At 71.0% G+C, this 13,892-nt stretch carries 12 protein-coding genes; 6 read left to right on the top strand and 6 right to left on the bottom strand.

All coding sequences use genetic code 11. From position 1 onward, the window contains the following. The first annotated feature begins 8 nt into the window (after window positions 1-8). On the top strand, window positions 9-1,226 hold the full coding sequence (locus tag CFP65_RS27410; protein WP_104818691.1) for an MFS transporter: 1,218 nt from the start codon (window positions 9-11) through the stop codon (window positions 1,224-1,226). 59 nt (window positions 1,227-1,285) lie between these two features. Here the strand turns inward: CFP65_RS27410 and CFP65_RS27405 are convergent, their stop codons facing one another. After that, window positions 1,286-1,744, bottom strand: coding sequence for a Rieske (2Fe-2S) protein (locus CFP65_RS27405; RefSeq protein WP_104818690.1), 459 nt, complete (start codon window positions 1,742-1,744; stop codon window positions 1,286-1,288). Window positions 1,745-1,836: 92 nt separating this feature from the next. On the opposite strand from CFP65_RS27405, the gene CFP65_RS27400 reads away from it, so the two are divergent. Further along, on the top strand, window positions 1,837-2,391 hold the full coding sequence (locus CFP65_RS27400) for a Uma2 family endonuclease (RefSeq protein ID WP_104818689.1): 555 nt from the start codon (window positions 1,837-1,839) through the stop codon (window positions 2,389-2,391). A gap of 107 nt (window positions 2,392-2,498) precedes the next feature. After that, window positions 2,499-3,122, top strand: a complete 624-nt coding sequence (locus CFP65_RS27395; RefSeq protein WP_104818688.1) for a dihydrofolate reductase family protein — start codon at window positions 2,499-2,501, stop codon at window positions 3,120-3,122. Between the two features lie 85 nt (window positions 3,123-3,207). Here CFP65_RS27395 and uvrA read toward each other — a convergent pair whose 3' ends face one another. After that, window positions 3,208-6,105 (bottom strand): excinuclease ABC subunit UvrA, encoded by a 2,898-nt coding sequence (uvrA, locus tag CFP65_RS27390; protein ID WP_254552592.1) that lies wholly within the window; start codon window positions 6,103-6,105, stop codon window positions 3,208-3,210. Between the two features lie 322 nt (window positions 6,106-6,427). Here uvrA and CFP65_RS27385 point away from each other — a divergent pair, with 322 nt between their 5' ends. Further along, window positions 6,428-7,186, top strand: coding sequence for a maleylpyruvate isomerase family mycothiol-dependent enzyme (locus tag CFP65_RS27385; RefSeq protein ID WP_104818687.1), 759 nt, complete (start codon window positions 6,428-6,430; stop codon window positions 7,184-7,186). 61 nt (window positions 7,187-7,247) lie between these two features. Beyond that, entirely contained in the window at window positions 7,248-7,901 is a 654-nt protein-coding gene (locus tag CFP65_RS27380) for an MBL fold metallo-hydrolase (protein WP_104818686.1), read from the top strand. Between the two features lie 75 nt (window positions 7,902-7,976). Here the strand turns inward: CFP65_RS27380 and sigJ are convergent, their stop codons facing one another. Next, window positions 7,977-8,891: an RNA polymerase sigma factor SigJ gene (gene sigJ, locus CFP65_RS27375; protein WP_104818685.1), complete on the bottom strand. Its 915-nt coding sequence runs from the start codon at window positions 8,889-8,891 to the stop codon at window positions 7,977-7,979. 155 nt (window positions 8,892-9,046) lie between these two features. Between sigJ and CFP65_RS27370 the strand changes: the two genes are divergently transcribed. After that, window positions 9,047-9,424, top strand: coding sequence for a hypothetical protein (locus tag CFP65_RS27370; protein WP_104818684.1), 378 nt, complete (start codon window positions 9,047-9,049; stop codon window positions 9,422-9,424). 203 nt (window positions 9,425-9,627) lie between these two features. On the opposite strand, the gene CFP65_RS27365 is transcribed toward CFP65_RS27370, so the two are convergent. The 3 genes from CFP65_RS27365 to uvrB form a co-directional block, all read right to left on the bottom strand. Beyond that, the gene (locus tag CFP65_RS27365) at window positions 9,628-10,617 is read right to left on the bottom strand and encodes a TerC family protein (protein WP_104818683.1); all 990 of its coding nucleotides are present in this window, start codon (window positions 10,615-10,617) and stop codon (window positions 9,628-9,630) included. A 258-nt stretch (window positions 10,618-10,875) separates the two neighbouring features. After that, entirely contained in the window at window positions 10,876-11,457 is a 582-nt protein-coding gene (locus tag CFP65_RS27360) for a TerD family protein (protein WP_104818682.1), read from the bottom strand. Between the two features lie 202 nt (window positions 11,458-11,659). After that, window positions 11,660-13,750 carry an excinuclease ABC subunit UvrB gene (gene uvrB, locus CFP65_RS27355; protein ID WP_104821161.1) on the bottom strand — a complete coding sequence of 697 codons (2,091 nt, stop codon included), beginning with the start codon at window positions 13,748-13,750 and terminating at the stop codon, window positions 11,660-11,662. Window positions 13,751-13,892 lie beyond the last annotated feature (142 nt).

Raw genomic sequence — 13,892 nt, 5'->3', positions numbered from 1 at the left:
GACCGCCCATGCACCCGCTGTTGGCCCGATCGGAGTTCCGGCTCTACCTCGCCGGGCACGCGCTCTCCGTCCTCGGCGACACCGCGCTCTCCATCGCCCTCGGCATCTGGGCCAAGGTGCTGACCGGCAGCAACTCGGCCGCCGGGCTGGTGCTGTTCTGCGCCGCCGCCCCGCTGCTCCTGCTGCCCCTCGGTGGCCTGGTGGCCGACCGGGTGCGCCGCCGACCACTGCTGATCGGGGTCAACCTGGCTCTGGCGGCCGGGTTGACGCCGCTGCTCCTGGTGGACGGGCCGGACCGGGTGTGGATCATCTACTGCGTGGCCACGCTCTGCGGCCTCGCCGGGGTCGTGCTGACCCCGGCGCAGAGCGCACTGCTCCGCTCAATCCTGACGGATCGTCAGACCTTTGGTGCCGCCGCCGGGTTGACCCAGAGCGCCCGGGCCGGCATCACCCTGATCGCCCCGCTGGCCGGCTCCGGCCTGTACGGCTGGCTGGGCGGGCGGGCCGTCGCGCTGGCCGACATCGCGGTGCTGCTGGCCGCCGCCCTGGCCTTCCTCGCCCTCCGGGTGCCCGAGACCCGGCCGGCGCCCTCCGGGCAGCCCTGGCGCAGCGAGGTGCTCGCGGGCTTCGCCCACCTGCGCGGGGCCAGGGCCCTGCTCCCACTGGTGGTGGCCACCGCCGCCACGGGCTTCGTACTCAGCCTGCTCCAGCCGGTGCTGTTCGCCCTGATCCAGCACGGGCTGCACCGCACCCCACAGTTCCTCGGCGTGCTGGAGACGGTGGAGGCCGTCGGCGCCCTCGGCGGCTCCGTGCTCGGCGGCCTGGCGATCGGCCGGCTCGGCCCGCGCCGCACCGTCCTCACCGGCTCACTGGTCTTCGCCGCCGGCACCCTCCTGCTGACCCTTCCCTCGCTCCCGGCCGTGGCCGCCGGCCTGCTGATCGTCGGCGGCGGCATCCCCGCCGCCGTGGTCGGCCTCGCCACCGCCGCCCAGGCCGCCACCCCGCCGGCCCTGATGGGCCGTACCCAGGCCGCCGTCAACCTCTCCCTGACCGCCCCCCAGGCCCTCGCCGTCGGCCTCGGCTCGGCCCTGGTCGCCACCCTCGACTTCCGCCTGGTCCTCGCCCTGATGGCCCTCGGCGCCGCCGCCTCCGCCGCCTCCCTGATCGGCAAGCCCGAGGCCCCGGCCGAACCCGAACCCACCCCCGCGCTCGTCCCTACCCCCTGAAGCCGGAAGGGGCACCCCCACCCGGGGGCGCCCCTTCCGCAGCTCTCACCGCCACCGCCTCAGGCGGTCGGCGTCACCACCAACTGGCCGTCCTTGACCACGACGGGGTACGAGGGCAGCGGCTCCGGCGCCGGCCCGTCCTGCACCGCCCCGTCCGAGGCGCCGAACCGGCTCCCGTGGCACGGGCACTGGATCTGCCCGTTCTTGACCTGGTCGACGATGCACCCGGCGTGCGTGCACCGCGCGCTGAACGCCTTGTACTGCCCGGCCGAGGGCTGCGTCACCACGATCGCCTGGTCGCGGTAGACCTTCCCCCCGCCGACCGGGACGTCCGCCACGGCCCCGACCTGCACCGGCGCCGCCGGGGTCTTCGACCCCCCACCACTGCTGGACGCCGAGGACGACGACCCTCCGTACGACGGCGAGGTGCACCCAGCCACCGCCCCACCGGCCACCACGGCAGCCGCCGCCCCGCACAGCACGGTCCGCCGGCTGGCCATCCCGGAGCTCTCGGTCATCCTCGCCCACTCCTCACCACGACAATCACTCACAGACCGCCGCAGTCTACGCACCCCGTATGAGGACCCGGGCGCGCCAGTAGATTGGAGGCATGAGCATCGATCCCGCCACCTTCGCCCGGCTCCGCGAGATCGCGGACGAGCTGTCGCAGCTGCCGATGAAGCCGCGCGTCGAGATCGGGCCCGAGGGACTGGTCATGATGATGTCCTCCTCGACGCCCCACGGCTTCACCGCCATGAATCTGGCGCGCCAAGTCATGGCCCAGACGCCCGAGATGTACGGGCTGACGGACACCAACGTGCAGGACGCTAGGCTGGGGCGGGTCCGAGTTCCCGATCTCATGGTCCTGCGCGAGGATCTCATCGCCGAGCAACCGCAGGAAGGGGTCAACCCCCAAGACCTCGAACTCGTCGCCGAGATCGTCTCCCGCACCAACCCCGAGAACGACTATCGCGACAAGATCGCCGACTACTCGGCGATGGGCATCCCGCTCTACCTGATCGTCGACCCCGACCGCGGCACCGTCCAGGTACATTCCGAACCGAACGGCACCGACTACGCCAAGACCCGCACCTACGACTACGGCGAACCCGTCCCGGTCGGCCGCTGGCTGATCGCGACGGACCGGTTCCCCCGGTACCGCTGAGCGGCCGACGCGACTCGGCGCGAAGCGACTCGCGGTGGGGCGATGAATCCGGTCGGCCCGGTCCGTCTGAGATGGTGACCGGACAGCCGACCACTCGGGAGCACGCCATGGGACTGATCCACCTCGCCCTGTTCACCACCCTCGACCTGGTCGGGCAGGCGCCCGGCGGGCCGGAGGAGGACCCCGAAGGGTTCCGGTTCGGCGGCTGGCAGGTGCCGCTGCTGGACGAGGTCGCCGGAGAGCAGGTGGACGCCGCGTACCAGGGCACCGACGCCCTGCTGCTCGGGCGGCGGACGTACGACATCTTCGCCGCCTACTGGCCCCAAGCCGGCGACAGCCCGTTCGCCGAGCTGTTCAACGGCATCCCGAAGTACGTGGCTTCGCGTGGGAAGCCGGAGCTCGACTGGGCCGGGTCCAGCCTCCTCGGGCCGGACCTGCCCGCCGCGGTGCGCGAGCTGCGCGAGCGGCACGAGCACGTGAAGGTGGTCGGCAGCCTCGACCTGGTGCAGACGCTGCTGCGCGAGAAGCTGCTCGACCGGCTGGACCTCTGGGTGCACCCGATCGTGCTCGGCACCGGCAAGAAGCTCTTCGAGGGCGGCGCCGTGCCCACCAACCTCACCCTGCTCGAACCGCCGGCGGCCAGCCCGCGCGGCACCGTCCTGCTGCGCTACGGACTGGCCGAGGGCATCCCGGCCACCGGTGACATGGACGAGCTCCGCAGCGGGGCCTGAAGGTAGCCGAGCCTGAAAGCAGCGGTCCCGGGACGCGAAGGCGTCCCGGGACCGGCCGGCCGAGGCCGGCTGCGGCTAGCCGTGGCTAGCTGCGGCGCTTGCGCGTGGCCTTGACCGGGGCCGCGTCCACGGCCTCGATGGTGCGGCCGGCCAGGATGTCGCGGAGGAACTTGCCGGTGTGGCTGGCCGGTTCGGCCGCGATCTGCTCGGGGGTGCCCTCGGCCACGACCAGGCCGCCGCCGGAACCGCCCTCGGGGCCCATGTCGACGATCCAGTCGGCCGTCTTGATCACATCGAGGTTGTGCTCGATGACGATGACGGTGTTGCCCTTCTCCACCAGGCCGTCTAGCACCTTGATCAGCTTGCTGATGTCCTCGAAGTGGAGGCCGGTGGTGGGCTCGTCGAGCACGTAGACCGTGCGGCCGGTGGAGCGCTTCTGCAGCTCGGAGGCGAGCTTGACGCGCTGCGCCTCACCGCCGGAGAGCGTCGGCGCCGACTGGCCGAGCCGGACGTACCCGAGGCCCACGTCGTTGAGCGTGCGCAGGTGGCGGGCGATGGCCGGGACGGCCTCGAAGAAGTGCAGGGCCTCCTCGATCGGCATGTCCAGCACCTCGGAGATGGACTTGCCCTTGTAGTGCACCTCCAGCGTCTCCCGGTTGTACCGGGCGCCGTGGCAGACCTCGCACGGGACGTAGACGTCCGGCAGGAAGTTCATCTCGATCTTGATGGTGCCGTCGCCCGAGCAGTTCTCGCAGCGGCCGCCCTTGACGTTGAAGGAGAACCGGCCGGGCAGGTAACCCCGGACCTTGGCCTCCTGCGTCTCGGCGAAGAGCTTGCGCACGTTGTCGAAGACGCCGGTGTAGGTGGCCGGGTTGGAGCGCGGGGTGCGGCCGATCGGCGACTGGTCGACGTGCACCACCTTGTCGACCAGGTCGGTGCCGGTGATCCGGGTGTGCCGGCCGGGCACGCTGCGCGCGCCGTTCAGCTCCCGGGCCAGGTGGGTGTAGAGGATGTCGTTGACCAGGGTGGACTTGCCGGAGCCGGAGACACCGGTGATCGCGGTGAAGGTGCCGAGCGGGAAGCCGACCGTCACGTCCCGCAGGTTGTGCTCGCGGGCGCCGTGCACCGTGATCTGCCGCTTCTTGTCGCGCGGGCGGCGCACCTCGGGGGTGGGGATGGAGCGCTTGCCGGCCAGGTACTGCCCGGTCAGCGACTCCTCGTTGCGCAGCAGCTCCTTGAGCGAGCCGGAGTGCACCACCTTGCCGCCGTGCTCGCCGGCGCCGGGGCCGATGTCGACCACCCAGTCGGCGGTCTTGATGGTGTCCTCGTCGTGCTCGACCACGATCAGCGTGTTGCCGATGTCGCGCAGGCGGACCAGGGTCTCGATCAGGCGGTGGTTGTCGCGCTGGTGCAGGCCGATCGAGGGCTCGTCCAGTACGTAGAGCACGCCGACCAGGCCGGAGCCGATCTGGGTGGCGAGCCGGATGCGCTGGGCCTCGCCGCCGGAGAGGGTGCCGGCCGCGCGGTTGAGCGAGAGGTAGTCCAGGCCGACGTCGACGAGGAAGCGCAGCCGCTCGTTGACCTCCTTGAGCACCCGCTCGGCGATCTGCTTGTCGCGCGCGGTGAGCTTCATCGCGCCCAGGAACTCGGCGCAGTCGCTGATCGACATCGCGGAGACGTCGGCGATCGACTTGCCCAGGACGGTGACGGCCAGGATGACCGGCTTGAGCCGGGTGCCCTTGCAGCTGGGGCAGGGCACCTCCCGCATGTAACCCTCGAAGCGCTCGCGGCTGCTGTCGCTCTCCGACTCGGAGTGCCGGCGCGTCACGAACGGGATCGCGCCCTCGAAGGCCGTGGTGTACGAGCGCTCGCGCCCGTAGCGGTTGTTGTACCGCACCTCGACCTGGGTCTTGTGCCCGTTCAGCAGGGCCTTGCGGGCCCGGGCGGGCAGGCCGGCCCAGGGGATGTCGGTGCGGAAGCCCAGCTCGCCGGCGAGCGCGTCGACCAGGCGGCTGAAGTACTCCTTGGTGTGGCCCTGCGACCACGGGTGGATGGCGCCCTCGTCGAGCGACTTCTCCTCGTCGGGCACGACCAGCTCCGGGTCGACCTCCATCCGGTTGCCCAGGCCCGAACACTCGGGGCAGGCGCCGAAGGGCGAGTTGAAGGAGAAGGAGCGCGGCTCCAGCTCCTCGAAGGAGACGTCGTCGTACGGGCAGTAGAGGTGCTCGGAGTACATCCGCTCACGCTCCGGGTCGTCGGCCGGGAGGTCGACGAAATCGAGCACGACCATGCCGCCGGAGAGGCGCAGCGCCGTCTCCACCGAGTCGGTCAGGCGGCGCTTGGCGCTGCTCTTGACGGTGAGGCGGTCGATGACCACCTCGATGGTGTGCTTCTCCTGCTTCTTGAGCGTGGGCGGCTCGGTGAGCTGCACCGTCTGCCTGTCGACCCGGGCGCGGGCGTACCCCTTGGACTGCAGGTCGGCGAAGAGGTCGACGAACTCGCCCTTGCGCTCGCGCACCACCGGGCTGAGCACCTGGAAGCGGGTGCCCTCCTCCAGCTTGAGCACCCGGTCGACGATGGCCTGCGGCGACTGCTTGGCGATCGGGCGGGCGCAGTGCGGGCAGTGCGGCTTGCCGATCCGGGCGAAGAGCAGGCGCAGGTAGTCGTAGACCTCGGTGATGGTGCCGACGGTCGAACGCGGGTTCCGGTTGGTGGACTTCTGGTCGATCGAGACGGCCGGGGAGAGGCCCTCGATGAAGTCCACGTCCGGCTTGTCCATCTGGCCGAGGAACTGGCGGGCGTAGGAGGAGAGCGACTCGACGTACCGGCGCTGGCCCTCGGCGAAGATCGTGTCGAAGGCGAGCGAGGACTTGCCCGAGCCGGAGAGCCCGGTGAAGACGATGAGGGAGTCACGCGGCAGGTCGAGCGAGACGTTCTTCAGGTTGTGCTCGCGAGCACCGCGGACGATGAGGCGGTCTGCCACGGCTTCTGGCGCCTTTCTCCGGGAGGGGATCCCCTGGTCGAAGACCGGGGGCGAATTCTTCCAGTGTGCGCCCGTCAGCCTACTAGCTCAGGCGTTCGAATATCGAGCCTGTCCAGTGGAGACCACCCGAACGAGTGAAGACCGCCTCGGACCCCCGCCGACCGGCCCGGCAAACCCCCAGGTCAACACGGCGGAACGGTTCCGCCCACTGGAATAACGACGGGACCCCCCGTAAGGCATCCCGCAAGCGCATGCTGTTCTTGACCCGTACCTTGATCCGCCGCTTGATCCCCGAGCCGACGAACCCGGGAGCACCACCGCCATGACCCACCAGGTCGACGTGACCACCGCCCTGAACGAGCTGGCCGAGGCCTTCGCCCGCCTGCACCGCACCGTCGCCGAGCTGCCGCCGGAGGCCGTCGCCGAGCCCTCCGCCCTGCCCGGCTGGACTCGCGGCCACGTGCTCAGCCACGTCTCCCGCAATGCCGATTCGCTGGTCAACCTGCTCGAAGGCGCCCGCACCGGCCGGGACATCCCGCAGTACGTCAGCCAGGAGGTGCGCGACCAGGACATCGCGGACGGCGCGCCGCGCCCTCTCGCCGAGCAGCTGGACGACCTGACGGCCAGCGACACCCGGCTCGTCGAGTTCGCCGCCGCGCTGCCGGCCGAGGCCTGGCTGGTCGAGGTGCGGCACCGCAGCGGCGCCGTCCTGCCCGCGTACGACCTGCTGCCCAAGCGGCTCGGCGAGCTGGAGTACCACCACGTGGACCTCGACGCCGGGTACACCCCCGCGCACTGGCCCGAGGGCTTCGCCACCTACGAGTTCACCCGGCTGCTGAAGCGCTACGCCGCCGAGCCCGGCCTGCCGGCGGTCGAGCTGGCCGCCGAGGACGACTTCGAGCTGACCGGCCGGCTCGGTGCCGCCCGGGGCGAGCCCGAGCTCCGGATCGAGGGGCCGGTCCGGGCCCTGGTCGCCTGGCTCTCCGGTCGCTCGGACGGCGACGGCCTCCAGGTGCACCGGGGCGGCGAACAGTTGACGGACCCTCGGTCGGCGCTGCCGGAGCTTCCCGCGATGAGCTGAGCTGGGTGATGATGCTCTCCGTGCAGACCATGACCACCCACGAGCGGCGAGGAGCGGCCCGATGACGTACCACGGAGCGGTGAAGGTCGGCGGGCCGCCGGACGTCCGCGAGCTCGCCCACCTGATGATCACCAAGGTCGCGCTCGGCCCGTTCGAGAACAACTGCTACCTGCTGCGCTGCCGGGCCACCGACGAGCAGCTGCTGATCGACGCGGCGGCCGAGGCCCCGGTGCTGCTGGAGACGGTCGGCCCGCAGCTGGCCACCGTCGTCACCACCCACCAGCACCACGACCACTGGCAGGCGCTGGCCGAGGTGGTGGCTGCCACCGGCGCCCGCACCGCGGCGGGCCGGATCGACGCGCCCGGCATCCCGGTGCCGACCGACCAGCTGCTCGACGACGGCGACACCCTGCGGGTCGGCCAGGTCGAACTGACCGTCCGCCACCTGGTCGGCCACACCCCCGGGGCGATCGTCCTCGTCTACGACGATCCGCAGGGCCACCCGCACGTCTTCACCGGCGACTGCCTCTTCCCCGGCGGCGTCGGCAACACCGAGCACGACCCGGCCCGGTTCGCCTCCCTCCTCGGCGACGTCAAGACCAAGATCTTCGACGTCCTCCCCGACGAGACCTGGGTCTACCCCGGCCACGGCGGCGACACCACCCTCGGCGCCGAGCGCCCCCACCTCGAGGAGTGGGCCGAGCGCGGCTGGTGAGCCTCTGAGCCACCACCGGGCCGGCGGGCCCGGAGCACACCGCTCCGGACCGCCGGCCCGCAGCCAGGGCCTCTCCTACGGAGCGCCCAGCCAGGGGCGGAGCTTCGCCGGGTTGCGGACCACCCAGATCCGGGCGACCCGACCCTCCGTCAGCTCGAACGAGGCCACCGTCACCACCACGCCGTCCCGCCTGGCCACCAGGCCCGGCCGGCCGCTGACCGAACGCACCAGCAGTTCGAGCCCGGGCGCCTTGTCGGCGATCGCCACCATGTACTGAGCGACCAGCCCGCCGCCCGCCAGCGGGCGCAGCGCCGCACCGGCCAAGCCGCCGCCGTCGGCGGTCATCACCACGGCCGGGTCGAGCAGCGCGACCAGCGCCGGAACGTCCTTGCGCTCCCAGGCGTCCTTGACCCGCCGCACGGTCTCGGCGCCCTGGCCCGCCACCGCCGTTCCGCCGCCGGGCCGGGTGCCGACCCGCCGCCGGGCCGAGGAGGCCAACTGCTTGCAGGCCGCCGGGCTACGGCCGAGCACGGCCGCGATCTCGGCGAACGGGTACCGGAACACGTCGTGCAGCACGAAGGCCACCCGCTCGGCCGGGGTCATCGTCTCCAGGACGACCAGGAAGGCCGTGCCCACCGACTCGTCCAGCACCACCTGCTCGGCCGGATCGACGGCCCCCGCGCCCGTCGTGCTCGTGTCCCTCGGCCCCCACTCGGCCGGGTCGGGCAACGGTTCGGGCAGCCAGGCACCGACGTACCGCTCCCGCCGGGCCCGCGCCGAACCGAGCAGGTCCAGGCAGATCCGCCCGGTCACCGTGGTCAGCCAGGCCCCCGGCACCCGGACCTGCGCCCGCTGCCCCGGCGCCAGCGCGTACCACCGGGTGTACGCCTCCTGCACGGCGTCCTCGGCCTCGGTCAGCGAACCGAGCAGCCGGTACGCGATGTTGAGCAACTGCCGCCGCTCCCCCGCCACCCCTGCCGCCCCCGCCATCCCCGACCCCCCGGACACCCCCGACACCCCCGTCATGGCACCGGCCCCCTTCGCGCCTGACCTTTCGCGGGCCCGCTTCGTCGGACCGGGTGAGACCTTATCGATCACCGCCTCCGGGCGCGGAACCGCCCACGGGCGGACGGGAGGACCACGGCATGGCCACTCAGACGACGGTACGGCGCAGCCACTCGTTCCTGCGGATCGCACTCACCCTGCAGACCCTGACCATCCTGGCCCAGGCCGTCTCGGCCGGGCTGCTGCTGAGCACCTCGTACGGCGAGACGGTGCACGGGGTCGGCGCCCGGGTGATGTACGCGGCCTCGATGCTCTACGTCCTGGCGGCCGTACTGGCCTGGAAGCCGGGCGGCGGCCCGACCCGGCCGATCGGGGAGGCCCTCGGCTTCCTCCTGCTCGCCTCGGCCCAGGTCGTGCTCGGCATCGCCCACGTACCGGCCGTCCACCTGCCGCTGGGGGTGCTGATGTTCGGGCTGAGCCTGCTGGCCCTGTCCCGCCGCCCGCGCACCGGTGACTGACGGCTCGCCACGGCCGGCCGGCGCCGACAGCACCGCACGCACCACCGGCTGGGCCGGGCCCTGGGTCACGTCGTTGGCGTTGGCCGCGGTGGTGGTCACCTGGAGCGGGGCGCCGCCACCGTCGCAGATCAGATGGTGTTCGCCGCCCCTCTCGCAGCGATCGACCGGCGACGGGCCCGCCGCAGCTCCCCGGTGGAGCGGGGTCAGGCCTCGATGCTCTCCCGGCCCTCCCGGGCCGCCTCCTCGGCCGCCTGCCGCTTCGAGGCGACCAGGCTGGTCACCGTCGTCACGGCGAGCACCACCACGATGAACCCGAGCGAGAACGGGATGCCGATCTCGGGCACGTGGACACCGCTCTCGTGCAGCGCGTGCAGCACCAGCTTCACGCCGATGAAGCCGAGGATCACCGAGAGGCCGTAGCTGAGGTGGACCAGCTTCTTCAGCAGGCCGCCGATCAGGAAGTACAGCTGGCGCAGACCCATCAGGGCGAAGGCGTTGGCGGTGAAGACGATGTACGGGTCCTGGGTCAGGCCGAAGATCGCGGGAATGGAGTCCAGGGCGAAAAGTACGTCCGTGGTACCGATCGCCAGCATGACGATCAGCATCGGCGTCATCAGGCGACGGCCGTTCTCCCGGATGAAAAGCTTCGTACCGTGGTAACGATCGGTCGAGGGGAACTTTGCCTCGATGGTCTTGAGCAGGCGGTTCTCCTCGAACTCTTCCTCCTCCTCGTCCGCCCGGGCTTCCTTGATCAGCTTCCAGGCCGTCCAGACCAGGAAGGCACCGAAGATGTAGAAGACCCAGGAGAACGTGGTGACCAGGGCGGCGCCACCGGCGATGAAGACCGCACGCAGCACCAGCGCGATGATCACGCCGACCATCAGCACCCGCTGCTGGTAGATCCGGGGCACCGCGAACTTGCCCATGATCAGGATGAAGACGAAAAGGTTGTCGACACTCAGCGACTTCTCGGTGATGTACCCGGCGAAGAACTCCCCCGCGGGCCGCGAGCCCGAATGCCACCAGAGGAAACCGCCGAAGAGCAGCGCCAGCACCACCCAGACCACGGTCCAGGTACCGGCCTCCTTGATGGAGACCTCGTGCGGCTTGCGCCCCCCGATGAAGAAGTCGGCCACGATCAGGGCGATCAACACCCCGATGGTGCCTACCCAAAGGCTTACGGAAACATCCACTTGCTGCTCCTCCGGCAGGTCGGCGGAAGTGAGGCCGGCCGAGGGCCGGTCCTACGTCGGTCTGCCGGAGGTCTCCTCCACCCGTGACGACCGCAGGTGCGGTACGACCGCACGTGCGCCTGCACGTACGAACGGGCCGGTGCCCCGGGCGGCCGAGACCGGCCGCCGTGATGACGGGTGCACCGCGTTGGGAGTACTCCCCTCCGCTTCCACCCACCGTAACACCAAGAGAAGGTAAAGGAAGATAAAGGAGATCGTTTAGAGGAACGGCTCGATCGCGGGCAGCATGTCCTGGAAGGTCCGGGCCCGGGCCGGCGCGCCGATCGCCTGCATGCCCCAGCCGCCCTCGCCGTCGCGGAAGACCTTGGCCATGATCTGGCCGGTGTGCGGGCCGCCGCCGGCCAGTTCGTAGCGGGCCAGCTCCTGGCCGGTGGACTCGTCCACCAGGCGGCAGTGCGCGTTCTGCACCTCGGCGAAGGTCTGCCCGGTGTACGAGCTGACCGTGAAGACCACCTGGGTGATGTGCGCGGGCACCTGGGTGAGGTCGACCAGGATCGACTCGTCGTCGCCACCCGCGCCGGCGCCGCCGACCAGGTTGTCACCGGTGTGCCGGACGGAGCCGTCGTTGCTCACCAGGTGCTGGAAGAAGACCACGTCCGAGGGGGTGCGCTCGGCGTAGAGCAGGGCCGAGGCGTCCAGGTCGATCTGCCGCGTCCGGGTGCCGAACAGCCCCCGCTTGGGCGCCGCCTTCCAGCCCAGACCCATCCGGACGACCGTCAGGGTCTCGCCCGAGCTCTTCTGCAGGCTGACGCGCTGCCCCTTGGCCAGATTCACCGTCACGGTGATGTCCTCTCTCCCTGGAAGTGGGGATACGGCGCAGGGCAGTACCCGCAGGCCAGCCTAGGCCCTGCACCGCCCTCGCCGCTGCCGGATTTCGTGCGCCCGGGCCCGCCGTGGCCACGGGACGAACATCCCGTGGCCCACCGGCGAACACCCCGGGCGAACACCCCCGGCGAACACCCCGCCCGGAGGCGGTGGCGCCTCAGGCCATCCCGGCCTCCCGCATCTGCCGGAGCTCCTTCTTCAGCTCCCCGATCTCGTCCCGCCAGCGGGCCGCCACCTCGAACTGGAGGTCGGCCGCGGCCCGGTGCATCTGCTCCGTCAACTGCTGGATCAGATCAGCCAGTTCGGTCGCCGGGAGGTTCTTGCCGGCCTTCCGGTCGGCGCCCAGGGCCGGCACCGGGGCCTTGCCCTTGCCCTGACCCCGGTAGCCGGTGGCCAGCAGCTCCTCGGTGTCCAGGTCCTCGCGGTTGAGCGTGTCGAGGATGTCGCCGATCTTCTTCCGAAGCGGCTGCGGGTCGATCCCGTGCTCGGTGTTGTACGCCTGCTGGACGGCCCGGCGCCGGTTGGTCTCCTCGATCGCCAGCTCCATCGAGGGGGTGATCCGGTCGGCGTACATGTGCACCTCGCCCGAGACGTTACGGGCGGCACGGCCGATGGTCTGGATCAGCGAGGTGCCGGAGCGCAGGAAGCCCTCCTTGTCGGCGTCCAGGATCGCCACCAGCGAGACCTCGGGCAGGTCGAGGCCCTCACGGAGCAGGTTGATGCCGACCAGCACGTCGAACCGGCCCGCCCGCAGCTCGCGCAGCAGCTCGACCCGGCGCAGCGTGTCCACGTCGCTGTGCAGGTACCGGACCCGGATGTCGAGGCCGAGCATGTAGTCGGTGAGGTCCTCGGCCATCTTCTTGGTCAGCGTGGTGACCAGGACGCGCTCGTCCTTCTCCACCCGCTTGCGCACCTCGTGCACCAGGTCGTCGATCTGGCCCTCGGTCGGCTTGACGATCACCTCGGGGTCGATCAGGCCGGTCGGGCGGATGATCTGCTGCACCGTGCCGTCGCCGCGGCTCAGCTCGTACTTGCCGGGCGTGGCCGAGAGGTAGACCGTCTGGCCGACCCGCTCCAGGAACTCCTCCCACTTGAGCGGCCGGTTGTCCATCGCCGAGGGCAGCCGGAACCCGTGCTCGACCAGCGTGCGCTTGCGCGCGGCGTCGCCCTCGTACATCGCGCCGATCTGCGGCACCGTCACGTGCGACTCGTCGATGACGAGCAGGAAGTCCTCGGGGAAGTAGTCGAGCAGCGTGTTCGGCGCGGTGCCGGGCTCGCGGCCGTCGAAGTGCATCGAGTAGTTCTCGACGCCCGAGCAGGTGCCGATCTGGCGCAGCATCTCGATGTCGTACGTGGTGCGCATCCGCAGCCGCTGGGCCTCCAGCAGCTTGCCCTGCTTCTCCATCCTGGCGAGCGTCTCCTCCAGCTCGCGCTCGATGGCGTTGACCGCGCGCTCCATCCGCTCGGGGCCGGCCACGTAGTGCGAGGCCGGGAAGACGTAGACGGAGTCGTCCTGGCTGATGATCTCGCCGGTGAGCGGGTGCAGCGTGTACAGCGCCTCGATCTCGTCGCCGAACATCTCGATCCGGACGGCGAGCTCCTCGTACACCGGGAAGATCTCGATGGTGTCGCCCCGGACGCGGAAGGTGCCGCGGGTGAAGGCCAGGTCGTTGCGGGTGTACTGGATGTCGACGAAGCGGCGCAGCAGCGCGTCCCGGTCGATCTCCTCGCCGACCTTGAGCGGCACCATCCGGTCGACGTACTCCTGCGGGGTGCCGAGGCCGTAGATGCAGGAGACGGACGCGACCACGATCACGTCCCGCCGGGTGAGCAGCGAGTTGGTGGCCGAGTGGCGCAGGCGCTCGACCTCCTCGTTGATCGAGGAGTCCTTCTCGATGTAGGTGTCCGTCTGCGGGACGTACGCCTCGGGCTGGTAGTAGTCGTAGTACGAGACGAAGTACTCGACCGCGTTGTTCGGCAGCAGCTCGCGGAACTCGTTGGCCAGCTGGGCAGCCAGCGTCTTGTTCGGCGCCATCACCAGCGTGGGGCGCTGCAACTTCTCGATCATCCACGCGGTGGTCGCCGACTTGCCGGTACCGGTGGCACCGAGCAGGACGACGTCCTTCTCCCCCGCGCGGATCCGGCGCTCCAGCTCGGCGATGGCCGCCGGCTGGTCGCCACTGGGCTGGTAGGGACTGACGACCTCGAAGGGCGCCACGGACCGCTCAATACTCGTGATGGGACGCACGAGCTCCACGGTACGACCCCCGACCGACAACCGGGCCCGCTTCCGGCCTCCGCGGCCCGCCACGCCCGCGGACCACACCCCCACGGATCGCCCACGACCCGGTCAGGCCCCCCGCACCCCGTCAGGTCGGGACGACCACAGC

The organism is Kitasatospora sp. MMS16-BH015, from assembly GCF_002943525.1.
Taxonomy (GTDB): domain Bacteria; phylum Actinomycetota; class Actinomycetes; order Streptomycetales; family Streptomycetaceae; genus Kitasatospora.
This window is presented reverse-complemented; position numbering and strand designations above follow the sequence as displayed.